Annotated in this window: 13 protein-coding genes; 5 read left to right on the plus strand and 8 right to left on the minus strand. The window is 63.0% G+C overall.

What is annotated here, in order from left to right; all coding sequences use genetic code 11:
- Window positions 1-5: 5 nt before the first annotated feature.
- The gene (locus tag AWB65_RS18750; protein WP_087668560.1) at window positions 6-1,016 is read left to right on the plus strand and encodes a LacI family DNA-binding transcriptional regulator; all 1,011 of its coding nucleotides are present in this window, start codon (window positions 6-8) and stop codon (window positions 1,014-1,016) included.
- Between the two features lie 96 nt (window positions 1,017-1,112).
- Here AWB65_RS18750 and AWB65_RS18755 read toward each other — a convergent pair whose 3' ends face one another.
- From AWB65_RS18755 to AWB65_RS18790, 8 genes are all read right to left on the minus strand, one after another.
- The gene (locus AWB65_RS18755; protein WP_268808253.1) at window positions 1,113-1,727 is read right to left on the minus strand and encodes an NUDIX hydrolase; all 615 of its coding nucleotides are present in this window, start codon (window positions 1,725-1,727) and stop codon (window positions 1,113-1,115) included.
- Window positions 1,728-1,825: 98 nt separating this feature from the next.
- The gene (locus tag AWB65_RS18760) at window positions 1,826-2,476 is read right to left on the minus strand and encodes a CHASE3 domain-containing protein (protein WP_087668562.1); all 651 of its coding nucleotides are present in this window, start codon (window positions 2,474-2,476) and stop codon (window positions 1,826-1,828) included.
- A 9-nt stretch (window positions 2,477-2,485) separates the two neighbouring features.
- The gene (locus tag AWB65_RS18765; protein ID WP_087668563.1) at window positions 2,486-2,932 is read right to left on the minus strand and encodes a DMT family transporter; all 447 of its coding nucleotides are present in this window, start codon (window positions 2,930-2,932) and stop codon (window positions 2,486-2,488) included.
- Window positions 2,933-2,955: 23 nt separating this feature from the next.
- Window positions 2,956-4,209, minus strand: coding sequence for an arsenic transporter (locus AWB65_RS18770; RefSeq protein ID WP_087668564.1), 1,254 nt, complete (start codon window positions 4,207-4,209; stop codon window positions 2,956-2,958).
- The gene (locus AWB65_RS18775; RefSeq protein ID WP_087668565.1) at window positions 4,206-5,447 is read right to left on the minus strand and encodes an MFS transporter; all 1,242 of its coding nucleotides are present in this window, start codon (window positions 5,445-5,447) and stop codon (window positions 4,206-4,208) included. Before AWB65_RS18775 ends, AWB65_RS18770 begins: the two co-directional genes overlap by 4 nt.
- A 7-nt stretch (window positions 5,448-5,454) precedes the next feature.
- The gene (locus tag AWB65_RS18780) at window positions 5,455-6,573 is read right to left on the minus strand and encodes a metallophosphoesterase family protein (protein ID WP_087668566.1); all 1,119 of its coding nucleotides are present in this window, start codon (window positions 6,571-6,573) and stop codon (window positions 5,455-5,457) included.
- Window positions 6,574-6,672: 99 nt separating this feature from the next.
- Window positions 6,673-7,464, minus strand: coding sequence for a hypothetical protein (locus AWB65_RS18785; protein WP_087668567.1), 792 nt, complete (start codon window positions 7,462-7,464; stop codon window positions 6,673-6,675).
- Window positions 7,465-7,688: 224 nt separating this feature from the next.
- A complete protein-coding gene (locus tag AWB65_RS18790) occupies window positions 7,689-8,600 on the minus strand; it encodes a LysR family transcriptional regulator (protein WP_087668568.1) in 912 nt (303 codons plus the stop codon).
- A gap of 107 nt (window positions 8,601-8,707) precedes the next feature.
- Between AWB65_RS18790 and AWB65_RS18795 the strand changes: the two genes are divergently transcribed.
- The 4 genes from AWB65_RS18795 (at window position 8,708) to AWB65_RS18810 (ending at window position 13,319) form a co-directional block, all read left to right on the plus strand.
- A complete protein-coding gene (locus AWB65_RS18795; protein WP_087668569.1) occupies window positions 8,708-9,955 on the plus strand; it encodes a CaiB/BaiF CoA transferase family protein in 1,248 nt (415 codons plus the stop codon).
- Window positions 9,948-11,087 (plus strand): acyl-CoA dehydrogenase family protein, encoded by a 1,140-nt coding sequence (locus AWB65_RS18800; protein WP_087668570.1) that lies wholly within the window; start codon window positions 9,948-9,950, stop codon window positions 11,085-11,087. Before AWB65_RS18795 ends, AWB65_RS18800 begins: the two co-directional genes overlap by 8 nt.
- Before the next feature lie 86 nt (window positions 11,088-11,173).
- Entirely contained in the window at window positions 11,174-12,607 is a 1,434-nt protein-coding gene (locus AWB65_RS18805; protein WP_087668571.1) for a purine-cytosine permease family protein, read from the plus strand.
- Window positions 12,608-12,902: 295 nt separating this feature from the next.
- Window positions 12,903-13,319, plus strand: a complete 417-nt coding sequence (locus AWB65_RS18810; RefSeq protein WP_087668620.1) for a DUF3830 family protein — start codon at window positions 12,903-12,905, stop codon at window positions 13,317-13,319.
- Window positions 13,320-13,525 lie beyond the last annotated feature (206 nt).

Below are 13,525 nucleotides of genomic sequence, written 5' to 3' on the forward strand. Positions count from 1 at the left end.
TCGCAGTGGCAACCATTGCTGATGTCGCGCGGCTTGCCGGGGTCGCGACGTCCACCGTTTCCCATGTTCTCAATCGCACACGGTTCGTCAGCGTCGACACGACCCGGGCGGTCAACGAGGCCGTTCGCGCGCTCGGTTACACGCCCAACACGGTGGCGCGAGCCTTGGCACGATCGACCACGAGCACGATCGGCCTCGCTATTTCGTCCACGAGAAACCGGTACTTTGCCGACGTCATCAACGCCATCGAGGAGGAATGCGCGAAGCTCGGCATGATGGTTCTTCTCGCGAACACGCAGGACGATCCCAACCGGGAACTCGAGATCGTGGCCGCGCTTCACAAGCGGCGAGTCGATGGGATCATCATCGCGCCGTCGTGCGGGTGCAATAACAGCGCGTTGATGTACCTGTGCGAACATCGCATCCCCTCGGTCATGGTCGACCGGCTCCCCGATGTCGACCTCGATGGCGTCGGCGTCGAGAACCGGCAGTCCCTCGCCACGCTGGTCACGCACATGATCCATCATGGACACGAGCGGATCGGCTTCCTCGCCGGCCAAGCCAACTTCACGACCGCGCTGGAGCGTGCGGAAGGTTTCCGCGACGGTTTGCGCAGCCACGGACTTGCGGTCCATGAAGAACGCATCTCCATTGGCCATACCGACCTTGCCACGGCCACCGATGCCGCCGCGCATCTGCTCACATCGGCCAACCCCGTCACCGCTTTGATCGGCGGCAATAACCTTACGACAATCGGCATCATGCTCGCAGCACGTCGATGCGGAATGCGCGTGTCGGCGGATGTCGCCGTAGCGGGCTTCGATGATTTCGATTGGGCCAACGCGTTCGAGCCGCGCCTGACTGCCATGGTTCAGCCGTGCCACGAAATAGGCTCGACGGCGGCAACCTTGCTAAAAAAGAGAATGGACTTCACGACCGCAAAAACCGCGATCATCCGGCTGGAGCCCGCCTTCACGATACGCAACTCCTGCGGTTGCCAGGCGGCTCCGCAGTGAAATCAGCGGCTTGCCGCGCGAGCAGGCAAGCGTTTCTGTCTCGAGTCATTTTACGAACGGCTTGCGTCGCTGCTGGCATTTGAATGGGTATTGCCGTCAGTCGAAATCGATGCCCCCAATCCGGCGAAGCTCGTCGAGTCGGCGGATTTGTTCGGCCAATATGCGGGCTACGGAAAGTGGAGGCAACGCGTTGATGTTGAAAAATTCGGCACCGTCGGTCTCTACGCCAACGACATCGCCTGGCGTCACGATATCGCCCAGGAAAACGAGCTTCCATATATGAAAGACAGATGGTGGATGTTGATGCCTGGTCATGTCCCACACCGCAAGCAGTCGGCTTATCCGGACCGTATATCCGCTTTCTTCACGCACTTCCCTCACTGCGTTCTCAGCCGGTGATGCGCCGATATCCGCCCATCCTCCCGGTAACGACCAAAGGCCCTCGCTGGCCTCGCGCACGAGCAGAATCTCTCCTGCGGCGTTGAAAACCGCGCATCGGACGTCGAGTTTCGGATTCGCATAACCGGCTTCGTGAACGAAGAGTTCAGCGACCTTCCCGGCATCCATTTCGGCGAGCTCTGCGAGCTGGTCATGAGCAATGGCAGCAATCTCCTTGTAGCGCTCCTCGTCAAACGCCCCACCTGCGTAATGCAGGCCAGTTTGAGCCAACGCCAGCAAGCGGCGGGCTTGCTCAAGTCGACGGGATGACAATTGAACCCCTTCCTCTGAAGACGGATTGATTCGAAGACGCGCCCTTTACGCCAACCGAAAAAACGGCGCGTTAACCTGACAGCGGTGGTTCATGATACCTAGGTCACCCCCGTAACGCGTTCTCGTAGGAAGTAAAGGGCAATCCGAGCCGCTATCGAAAGTATGGTCAGCACGATTGTCACCGCCAGCATCATTCTCTCCGTTCGAGACGCGCGGTTCGTGCGTTGCACAAGCAGTTCTGCCTCAGCCTGGCGCATTTGTGCGATCAACGTTCTTATCTTGTCCATACTTTCCCGGCCATCGTTACGCAAGATGTTGTCTCGCGCCCAGTCCGATCCGTTTTCTTCCTTGATTCGCAAGGTCTCAGCGAGTTCTTCGAGCTTGTCGTTCAACACTTGTTCGAGTTCGTCAACCCGAACGAGTTGAACATGACTGTCGGTTACCAGATTACGGATCTGATCAGGTAGTACGTGTACTTGCTTTACAGCTCGGGAATACGGTTCGAGGTACGTCTTGTCGCCCGTGAGAATGTAGCCGCGCTGCCCGGTTTCGGCATCTGTCATGAGCTGTAGTGTCATCTCCAGGGCCGACATGACCTGGTAGGTGTGCTCGATCCAGTCGCGCTGCGCAAGCAAGATTCGATGGTAGCCATACGAGGTGGCCGCGGCGACTACTGTCAACGCAACAAGAGGCAAAACACGCCAGTCAAATGACTTGCAGTAGTGTTGCCAGCCACGCCACGGATTCATCGCAAGTGCTCAGAAACGCATAACGAGCGCGACGCCTGCCACCATCAACAAGGTGCCGAGCAAGCGCAGCCAGGTGATGGGGTGCTCCGCCACGCCAATCAAACCGAAGTGGTCGATCGCGACCGACGCGACGAGGTTCGCGCAGATGGTCAGTCCGTTGAGCGTGCCGACGCCGACTTTCTGCACAAGTGTCAGACCAGCAAAGACGGCCACCGCGCCGACAATGCCTCCGAGTGGCGCCCACCACTTCATGCTGCGCAAGTCGTCGAGCGTGGGCAGCGGGGTCGGCTGAACGCAGAACAACGCGATGGCGAGGAACGTCACCAGGAGAAACGAAACGCTCGACGCAAGCCACGGATTGAGGAGCGAACCTTTGAGCTGACCGTTGATGGGTGCGCCCGCGGCTTGCAGGATGCCGCCGACGATGATGAACGGATATATCCACGCGCTGCTCATTTTTCTCCTCCGTTTGCTCTTGTCTAATTTCCGATGAGAAGCCGCGCACCCAGCGCCAGCATGAGCGCGGGCAGCATGACAACCACGCCGACCTTGAAGAACTGCATGAAGCTCACCTCCTCGCCTTCACGTCGAATGGACGAGAGCCAGAGAATCGTCGCGAGCGAGCCTGTAATCGACAGGTTCGGTCCAAGGTCCACGCCGATCAGCAACGCGTCGATCACGCGCTCTGGACTGTGCGCCTGCAACGCGGTTGCGCTCGCGATGAGCCCCGCCGGGAGGTTGTTGATCGCATTACTGCTCAAAGCGATGACGACCCCTGACACCGCGGCGGTGATTGATTGATTCTGCTGCGCCGCCAAGGCGAGCAGATGCGAAAGGGCCGTGATGACACCCGTGTGCGCAAGCATCTCCACGAGCACGAAGAGGCCCGCGACGAGCGGCAGCACGCTCCACGAGATTTCGCTGACGAGTTCGACCGGAGATTGACGCTCCTTCACCAGCACGACCAGCGCCGTGAGGATGCCAAGGATGGCAGTCGGCAAGCCGAGTTGCATGTCGAAGGCGGAGACGGTGAGCAACGCGATCGCCGTCACGCCGATGCCCGCGAGTGTCACCTTGCCGTTCGTGCTGAGTTTGTCGACGGGCAGATCGCTGGCGCACACGCCATCGAGTTCGCTACGTTGAGTCCAGCGCAGCATAAAAAACGTCGCGACGATCGACAGCACCGAGGGCAAGGCGAACCGCGCTACCCACAGAGCCAGCGCAGGCGTGTGATTCGCGTAGAGCACGAGATTGGCGGGATTCGATATCGGCAACACGAAGCTCGCCGCGTTGGCGATGAACGCGCACACGTACAAGAGCGGCAGCGGCTTGGTATCCGCCTTCTTCGCGGCGGCGAACACGGCGGGTGTGAGCACGACGGCGGCGGCATCGTTCGAGAGGAAAGTCGTCACCACGACACCGACCAGATACACCAGCAGAAAGAGCTTGCGCGGCGAACCCTTCGCATAATTCACGGCGAGCACCGCGATCCAGTCGAACAGGCCTTCGCGACGGCCGAGTTCGGAGAGCAGCATCATGCCGATGAGGAACAGGTACACGTCCGCGCCCTTTCCGACCGCCTGCCACGCGAGATTCACAGGCACGAGTCCGAGGGCGACGAGCAGCAGGGCGCCCGATACGGCCCAGATCGCCTCGGGCCATCTGAACGGCCGCAGAATGACGCCCGCCGTAGCGGCGAGTCCGATGCTCCAGGAGAGAAAAATAGGATTCATGTGGCGAGAGACGGATCGTTGGTAACGTCGCGATGAATGCCGCACGCTTTCTTGAGCGCCGCGCCGAAGAAAATCCAGAGCGCGAGCGAACCGGTAGACACGGCTCCCAGCACGAGGAACGCGGTGGCATAACCGAAGTGCTGCGCGAGCACGCCACCCAGCGCGGGACTGAGCGCTGCGCCGACGCCCTGCACCGTCATCACCACGCCCTGCCCGACATTGACCCGCCCGGTACCCTGCAGCAGCCGCACGACGAGCGCCGGGACCGCGACGCTCTGTAGCCCCGCGCCTATGCCATCGAGCGCCTGCACGGGCCACACGCCCCACTCGCCGATAAACATCGCCGCGACCAGACCGCGTAGCGGCAGCGCAAGAAACGTAATCAAGATGACGCCCCAATAACCCATGCGCTGGATGAGCCGATTCGCGAAGAATGCTGCCGCGACCATCACGAGTTGCGCAACCACGATGGTCTGCGCGGTGAAGGCACTCGGATCGCCCTTATGTGCGGCGACCACGGCGAGGCCGTAGAGCGGAAGCATCGCCGCATTGCCAAGATGGAACATCGCTAGCGCGGCGGCAAGCAGGAGGAGTGGCCTGCAGGTCAGCAGTACACGAAACCCGCTCGCGTGCTCGCGCTCTGAAGACGACGATGACGAAGAAGCGCCGAGTCCGCGCGCGCTTTCGTGATCGATTGAATTGCGCGGTATCAGCAGCGTGAAGATCACGGTCATCACGCCGAACACGCCCGCGAGCGCGAACACCGCGCCGAATCCGTAGCGCCACCCGAGCCACCCCGAGAGTCCCGCACCCACGACATTGCCCGCGTGGTTCGCCACCTGATTCCGCCCGAATTGCCGGTCGAACCCGCGTTCGCGCACGATGCCGAGTGTCACGCCCGCCAGCGCCGGACCGAGCGCCGCGCCCGTCACCGCAGTGAAGACCTGCGATGCGGCAACCATCCAGTAGCTATGCGACACCCACAGCACGAGCGAGGCGAGCGTCGTCAGCACGCCGGCTGCCACGATCAGGCCGCGCTTGTGATGCGTCGCATCCACGAGCGCGCCTGCTGGCGAGGTCGCGAGCATGCCCGCGATGCCGCCGAGCGTCATCACTGTTCCGATCGCCTGCGGATGCCAGCCCTGTGCCTGCAGAAAGACGCCCAGAAATGGGCCGATGCCGGCCTGCACATCGGCCATGAAGAAGTTCAGTCCTTCGAGCGCGTAAAGGGGGTTCATGGGTCGATCACCAGTGTCGTCCGTTCTTGTTGGGCCCCAGTTGCGAGCCGAGGATGCCGTGCTCCGGCCATGCGTTCACCGCGTGAGCGTCCGAACCCAACGGACCAGTTCGCGGCGAACAACTGGTGACAGCGCTCAAGGCCGGCAGTTCGATCGAATCGTGGCCGGTCCGGCCGTCGGCGGTCGTTGCGGTCACGGTCAGACGCAGCCGGTCAGATGCCGCAATCGATGGCAACGGCGCCTGCCAGATTCCTTTGTCTTCAGCGTCGGGCGCGAGTGCGATCTGAATCCCGTCCAGATCGGCCGAGACGGAGACGATGTCGTCATCGGACACGAGCGCGCGTATCTGCGGTTTCGCTTGCGCGGCGTTCAGTGCGAAGCGTCTTCGATAGAGACGCCAGTCGCACGGCTGCGTAATCATGACGAAGGGAAGCTCAGCATCGAGGCGATGAAACTTCCAGCTCACCGCTCCGCCGTCCACCGCGACTACGGAGAACCCGGGCTGACCCTCGTCTTCTTCGATCTGTCCGGTCGAACGGGTGGCGGCATAGATCACATAGCCGTCGTTGAGAAGTTCGTTGTAGTGCGTGTGTCCTGTATCGACGATGGCGACGTTGGCGTGCGCGAAAGCATGCGCCAGCGATTCGCCACCGGCGACATCGCCCGGATACGCGTGCATGAACACGACCGGCGGCGCACGATCCGACGCCGAGCGGTCGAGTTCATCGTCGAGCCATTTCCGGTCTGCCGCCGACAGCCGGAAATCCGGCCCGCCGCGCCCCGCGGTCACGACATCCAGGAAGATGCAACGATGTCCTTTCACGACGCGCGACATGGGCAGCGGCGCGGTCGCAAAAGCGTTGAACGCGTCCAGATGACCCGGCTCGAAGTCGTGGTCGCCGGGAATCGCATAGAGCGGCAGCTTCAGCTCGCGGGCGATGCCGAAAATCCGCCCGAACTGCTCGGGCGTGCCGTTATTGGCGTTGTCGCCGGGCAGGAACCCAAAGTCGATCCGGTCCGACAGGCACTGGTTCACCCGTCCGACCATCGCCTTGAAGTGGTTGAGGCTCTCGTAGTCGTCGTCGGACGAAGCATGAAGGTCCCCGAAATGCACCCAGCTCAGCATGTCTTTTTTCTCCCAGAGTGCGCCGCCGTGCTGCGTCAGGCGGCGACCGGTGCGTCCATGAGTTCGGCGAATCCGTTCACTTCGATGCAGTCGAGGCGCTCATGGGCTCGGCGGAGCGCGGTCATAGAGCCGGGTCAGGTTGCCCGGCGAACCGAATGCCGTCGCCTGGAGCGCAGTACCGTACTGGTTGCGCGTGCCGTAGCCTTGCGCGGAGACGCGCGCACCCGTCTGGACGAGACTCGGAAACTGCTGCGCCACGGGAGGCGTGAGTTTGATGACGGTGCCATCCACGAGGATCACGCCGTCAGGCTCGCCGCGCGGAGCGGTGGTGATGCGCACGATTTGTCCCTGCACGTTCAGTCGAGAAAGCCCCGCGCCACGCAGTTCACGCGGCAACGGCTGAGCGCCTGGCAGCGGCGGCTGATCGAAGAGTTGCTGGCCGCTTCTCGCATCGATGATGCGCTGGGCCTTGAGATCGCCGCCCGCATCGCGCCAGCCGCTGACCTGCACGTTGTCGCCCGGATGCACCGCTGACGTGAGCTGCGCGCTCATGTGCGGTGGGAAGCGCACGAGCGCGCCGTCGCTGGTCAGAAAGCCGTCGACATCGCCTTCCGGGTTGATGAGAAAACGCGACACTCTGGCTTGCGCGGTGACAGCCGTTCCCTCCTCGACTATGGGAGCCGGGCCAGCGCTCGGCGGCGGCAAAGGTGCGTCTCCTGGCGGCGCAGGCGGCAAGCCCCCAGCCGCGACTGGCGGCGCAGGCGCGACGGGCGGTGTCTCGGGCTGAGTCTGCGCAGCGCAACCCGTGCTGATCGCCAGGAGCACGGCGAGATTCATTGCGCTCAGGACGCGGGCGTTGCGATGGCTTAGGTTCGTCAATGTCGATGGCATGATCCACTCCTTCACTTGGCGTGGATTGTTCTGCAAGGGCCATGCCATCGATCGAAAGCCCCGCTGCTCAAGGATCAGCGTGATGAAGTGCGGCGCAGTGTCAAGGAACCAGACGCGTGCTGTCCAATTCCCTGACACTCATGCACGCATCTTCAGGTGTCGGAGGAGGACATGGAGAGGTGCGCCGGACAATTGAACTTACGATTGCATCGCAGGCTTCCCGATTAGCGCCCTGCCCGCGCGCGCATCGATTCGGCGACCGCATCGCGCACGCACGCCGACATCCATTCCGACGCCCGCGTGTGCGCCGCCCGCGCAGGTCTTGCAATCACTAGCGGCTGAATCACGGTCGACTCCTGAATCGGGCACTCGACCACAAGCGGCGATTGCGTGCCCGCCGGGCTTTGCGTAATCAGCAGCGACACGCCGAGTCCGCTCGCGACCATCGCCCGCACCAGTTCGATCGACGCGGCCCGATAGCGGACGTTCGGCGACAACCCGCATTGCCAGAACGGCGTCATCAGGAAATCACGGCTTTGCGGCAAGTCGATCAGGATGAAAGGTTCTGCCGCGAGATCGCGCAGCGACAGGGCCCGCTTGCGCTTCGCGAGCCGTGAGCCTGCGGGCACGAGCCCGTATGGCCGCAGTTGGGCAAGTTGTTCCCGCTCGATGTCGTCGGGGAGCCCCACGTCGTACATCAGCGCGAAGTCGATCTGTCTTTTCTGCAACCATGCTTCGAGCTGCGCCAGATCTCCTTCTACGAACCGAACCGACAGCCGAGGATGACGCTCTTGCGCAAGCTCCAGCGCGCGCGGCAGATAGACAGGCGCGATGGTGCGAAAGACGCCGATCTGCACCTCGCCACTCTCTTCATCGCCGACGTCGTCGGTTGCGAACGCCGACGCCGATGCCAGCAGTTGCCGCGCTTCCGCGAGTTTGCGCTCGCCGAAATGCGTGAGCGCCATGCGCGTGCCGGCGCCGCGCGTGAACAATGGATCGTCGAACAGCGCTTCGAGTTCGCGGATTGCGACCGAGATGGAGGGCTGCGACACGTTGAGCTGGTTCGCCGCGGCGGTCGTGCCGCCCAGTTCCGCGGCCGCGACGAAATAGCGTAACAGCCTTATCGACAAAGCCATACGAAAATCCTATAGGGCCTAATTTATTCCGATATTTTATCTAATTGCCCGGCGCGACCAGAATCATGACATCGGCTGCCTTGGCCGCCCCTTCAGGAGACGATGCCATGACTGTGTCCAGGCTGCCGCTCGACGGCATACGCGTGATCGATTTTTCCCGGGTGCTCGCCGGGCCGCTGTGTTCGGCGCTGCTCGGTGATCTCGGCGCCGACGTCATCAAGATCGAATCGCCGGACGGCGACGACTACCGCGCAATCGGTCCGTTCGCACGGGGCGAGAGCGGTTTGTTCAGCGCGATGAACCGCAACAAGCGCAGCGTCGTCATCGATCTGAAGACGGCTGACGGGCAAATGCTCGCGCAATCGCTGTGCGCGCAGGCGGATGTCGTCGTCGAGAACTTCCGTCCCGGCGTCGCAGATCGGCTCGGGATCGGATACGAGACCTTGTCGGCGCGGCATCCGAAGCTCGTCTACGCGAGCGTGTCGGGCTTCGGGCAGACCGGTCCCGAGTCGCACCGGCCCGCGTACGACATCATCCTGCAGGCGCTGTGCGGATTGATGGACGCCACGGGCGCCCCCGACGGCGAGCCGACCCTGGTCGGCGACTCCGTGTCGGACGTCGTCAGCGGCATCTTCGCGTCGTGGGGCGTGCTGGCCGCGCTCGTCGCGCGCGATCGCACCGGGAAGGGCACGCACGTCGATGTGTCGATGTTCGACGCCACGTTGAGCCTCACCGCCACGCTCGTCGCGCGTTACGCCACCACGGGCGTCACGCAGCAGCGCGTCGGCAATCGTCATCCAAGCTCGGCGCCGTTCGGGGCGTATCGGGCGTCGGACGGTCACTTCGTCGTCGCGGTGCTCAACAACAAGCTGTTCGGCCGCCTTGCCGATGCGATCAACCATCCCGAACTCGCCGACGATCCGCGCTTTGCGAGCGACACGTCGCGCTGCTCGCACGAAGGCGAACTGCGCGTGCGCATCGAGCAATGGGCGGCGACGCGTTCGGTCGCCGAGGTCAATGCGACGCTGAGCGACGCGGGCGTTCCCGCCGCGCCGATCCAGAACGTTCAGCAGGCTCTCGACAGCGAGCATGCCCGCACGCGGGGCCTGCTCGTCGACACCGTCGCGGCCGATGGCTCGACGGTGCGCGTTCCCGCTCAGCCGGTCAAGTTCTCGGCCTACGCGACAACCCGCACGACGCGCGCACCGCGCATCGGCGAACACACCTCGACGGTCCTCGAAGACCTGCTCCGCCTCGACACATCAGCGATCGCCTCGCTCGCTGCGGCTGGCGTCGTGCGCATCGGCGAAGGCGATACGAAATCCGAATTCGTTCAGGAGAAGGACCATGTCTAAGCGACTGGGCGTCACCGACGCCGACCTCGAAATCGCCGATGCGATTCGCCGCTTCGCGCAGTCCGAACTTGCGCCGCATGCCGCGCAAGTCGACCGCGAGGAAGTTTCGACGACGCGCTATGTAGGCGCGCTCGCCGAACTCGGCGTGATGGGCATGAACCTGCCCGAGCGCTGGAACGGCGTCGGCGCATCACCGGCTGCGATCATTCTCGCGCTTGCTGAAATCGCGAAGGCGTGTGCGGCCACGGCGTCGATGATCGGCGCGCACTACCTGGCCACCGACTCCATTCTGATCGGCGGCTCGGATGCCTTGCGCGACCGCTATTTGCCGGAAGCCGCGACGGGCGCGAAGCTCGGCGCGTTCGCACTGACGGAACCGCAGGCAGGCTCGAACCCGGCCGGCATGACGACGCAAGCCGTGCGCGACGGCGATAACTATCACATTCGCGGCGTCAAGCACTTCATCTCCAACGCCGACGCGGCGCAGTTCATCGTCGTGTATGCGAAAACGTCGGCCGAACAAGGCACGCGCGGAATCAGCGCGTTCGTGGTCGATCGCGACACACCCGGCGTGACCGTATCGGCCGCCGAGAAGTTGATGGGCATCCGCGGCGCGCCGGCGCACGAGGTCGCGCTCGACTGCATCGTGCCGGCCGCGAACCGGCTCGGCGAGGAAGGCAGCGGCTTTCGCACTGCAATGAAGGTGCTCGACAACAGCCGCCTCGACGTCGCGGCGACCGCCCTCGGAATCGCGGAAGCCGCGTTCGGCGACGCGGTCGACTGGGCGAAGCAGCGTCATGTCGGTGGTGAACCGCTCGCGAACAAACAAGGTCTGCAGTGGATGTTCGCCGATATGAAGACGCAGCTCGAAGCGGCCTGGCTGCTGACGCTTCAGGCTGCCGCGCGGCGCGCCGTCGGCGAGCCGTTCACGGAGCTGGCGTCGATGGCCAAGCTTTACGCCACTGAAATGGCCGCGTTCGTCACCGACTCCGCGCTGCAGGTTCACGGCGGCTACGGTTTCACGCGCGAGATGAGAATCGAACGCCTCGTGCGCGACGCGCGAATCCTGCGGATTTACGAGGGTTCATCGGAGATTCAGCGCACCGTCATCGCGCGCTCGCTATTTGCTTGACGGAGTTTTTCGTCGACGCGGCATGAAGGTAGCAAACCTCGGCATCATCCTTTTCATAGCAGTTCCTCACCGCTCAGGAGACGAGCATGGAACATGAAACCACGACATTCGCCGTCAAAGACTCGCTGATCGAGCGCCGCTCAATCGACTATATCCCCGACTCCGAGCGCCACGGCAATCTGTTCAGCCAGTTCACGCTGTGGTTAGGCGCGAATCTTCAGGTCACGGCGGTCGTCGTCGGCGCGCTCGCAGTCGTGCTCGGCGGCGACGTGTTCTGGTCGCTGATCGGGCTCCTGATCGGCCAGATCATCGGCGGCGCCGTGATGGCATTGCACGGCGCGCAGGGTCCGCAACTCGGCCTGCCGCAGATGATCTCCAGCCGCGTGCAGTTCGGCCTGTATGGCGCGATCATTCCGCTGGTGCTCGTCTGCGTGATGTACATCGGCTTCTCCGCGGGCGGCACGGTACTCGCCGGACAGGCGATCGCCGAACTACTGCACACGGACAACACCACGTCGATCCTCATCTTCTCGGCACTGGTCGTGCTGCTCACCGGCCTCGGCTACCGCATCATCCATGCGATGGGCCGCTTGTCGAGCATCGTCGGAACGCTTGCGTTTCTGTATCTTTTCGCGAGCCTGCTCCACGGCCACGCGCTTGACGCCCTGCTCGCGAACCGGCACTTCACCGTCGCGTCCTTCCTCCTTGCCATCTCGCTGTCCGCTTCGTGGCAGATCGCGTATGGACCCTATGTTGCGGACTATTCGCGCTATCTGCCGAAGTCGACCTCCGCGCTCAAGACCTTCTTCGCCGTATTCAGCGGCACGGTGATCGGCGCGCAGGTTTCGATGACCTTCGGCGTGCTGGCCGCCGCGCTCGCGGGCGATCACTTCTCCGGGCACGAGGTCTCGTTCATTGTCGGACTCGGCGCGACCGGCGCGATTGCCGCCGTGCTCTATTTCACGATCGCGCTCGGGAAACTGACGATCACCACGCTCAACGCCTACGGCAGCGTGATGTCGGTCGCGACGATCGTCACCGGGTTCGGCGGACAGCGTGAGATATCGGCCCGCACGCGTCTCGTCTTCGTGCTGCTCAGCGTCGCCGCTTCGAGCGGACTCGCGCTCGCCGGACAGCACTCGTTCCTGAAGGCGTTCTCCTCCTTCCTGCTGTTTCTGCTCGTGTTCTTCACACCGTGGAGCGCGATCAACCTCGTCGATTATTACTGGGTCACGCGCGAGCGCTACGACGTGCCCGCCCTCTTCGACATCAACGGACGCTACGGACGATGGAACGTCGCCGGCATCGTGGTCTATGCGGTTGGCGTGCTCGTACAGATGCCGTTCGTCGCTACGGGCTTCTACACGGGTCCGTGGGTCGACGCGCTCGGCGGCGTGGACGTGTCGTGGATCGTGGGCATCGTCGTGCCGGGCGTGCTTTACTACGCCGTGTCGCGACTCGCGCGGTCGCCTGTTCCGGCGCGCCTCATCGTCCCCGGTCCGATGACTGAGACGGACTGAACCCGGGCTTTGAAACCTGTCGGTCGTCGCCTCGATCTGCCCGCGCGAACCGCGCGCCGCGTGGCCTGGAGAAAACGTGCCTGTTGCGCATCGCCGCGCCGGTGACATTCGGCGCGCTGCACCGGAATACAGTACGCCCGCTCCATCGGAAAGCACCCGCTCGCCTCTTGAATTTCATGTTCGAACTTTGATAGTCTCCGGCGACGGGGGCGAATGACTCTTCCTCGATGGCCGCTTCACGCATCTGTCTTTCTCTTGCATGAAAGCGGCACTGTTACCGAATTCGGGAGGCGACATGACGAGAATCAACGTAGAAGCCGGACCGTTCCACTTTATCGGGCGGCTTGAAGAAGAGAAGGCCCCGCTGACCTGTCAGCGCTTTCTCGAATTGCTGCCTTTCAAGAACAAGGTAATCCATTCGCGCTGGAGCGGTGAAGCGGTGTGGATTCCGTTGGGCGATTTCGATACCGGGTTAGGTTTCGAAAACCATACGAGCCACGCCTCGCGGGGAGACATTCTGCTCTATCCAGGTGGATTCAGCGAAACCGAGTTCCTGTTTGTCTACGGCAGTTCGATTTTCGCAAGCAAGATGGGCCAGCTTGCCGGGAATCATTTCTTCACCCTGCTCGAAGGCCACGAGCACCTTGCAGACTTTGGAAAGCTGGTCTTGTGGTCGGGCGCTCAGGACATCACCTTCACGCTGGCCGACTGATTGGGTCGGCGATGGGGGAGTCGCCCAACCTTACGGAAGCGCGCGGCTCATGCGCCGTACATCCGTTGTGCTCGCCGCGAAACCCATCCGATATTTCATATGACGGCTTGCGCGAACGCATCACCCCGCCCGGCGGCCGGTGCGCCTGCAGACAATGCCAGGGAATGAGCGCCATGCCGCCTTCGATCGCTACCGGGCGCCTCGCT

Source organism: Caballeronia humi (assembly GCF_001544475.1).
In the GTDB taxonomy this organism is placed as follows: Bacteria; Pseudomonadota; Gammaproteobacteria; order Burkholderiales; family Burkholderiaceae; genus Caballeronia; species Caballeronia humi.

Excerpts from the sequence above, each read along its gene's own strand:
- AWB65_RS18760 (WP_087668562.1), bottom strand. The coding sequence starts at position 2,476 with ATGAATCCGTGGCGTGGCTGGCAACACTACTGCAAGTCATTTGACTGG.
- AWB65_RS18765 (WP_087668563.1), bottom strand. The coding sequence starts at position 2,932 with ATGAGCAGCGCGTGGATATATCCGTTCATCATCGTCGGCGGCATCCTG.
- AWB65_RS18770 (WP_087668564.1), bottom strand. The coding sequence starts at position 4,209 with ATGAATCCTATTTTTCTCTCCTGGAGCATCGGACTCGCCGCTACGGCG.
- AWB65_RS18775 (WP_087668565.1), bottom strand. The coding sequence starts at position 5,447 with ATGAACCCCCTTTACGCGCTCGAAGGACTGAACTTCTTCATGGCCGAT.
- AWB65_RS18780 (WP_087668566.1), bottom strand. The coding sequence starts at position 6,573 with ATGCTGAGCTGGGTGCATTTCGGGGACCTTCATGCTTCGTCCGACGAC.
- AWB65_RS18785 (WP_087668567.1), bottom strand. The coding sequence starts at position 7,464 with ATGCCATCGACATTGACGAACCTAAGCCATCGCAACGCCCGCGTCCTG.
- AWB65_RS18790 (WP_087668568.1), bottom strand. The coding sequence starts at position 8,600 with ATGGCTTTGTCGATAAGGCTGTTACGCTATTTCGTCGCGGCCGCGGAA.
- AWB65_RS18795 (WP_087668569.1), top strand. The coding sequence starts at position 8,708 with ATGACTGTGTCCAGGCTGCCGCTCGACGGCATACGCGTGATCGATTTT.
- AWB65_RS18800 (WP_087668570.1), top strand. The coding sequence starts at position 9,948 with ATGTCTAAGCGACTGGGCGTCACCGACGCCGACCTCGAAATCGCCGAT.
- AWB65_RS18805 (WP_087668571.1), top strand. The coding sequence starts at position 11,174 with ATGGAACATGAAACCACGACATTCGCCGTCAAAGACTCGCTGATCGAG.
- AWB65_RS18810 (WP_087668620.1), top strand. The coding sequence starts at position 12,903 with ATGACGAGAATCAACGTAGAAGCCGGACCGTTCCACTTTATCGGGCGG.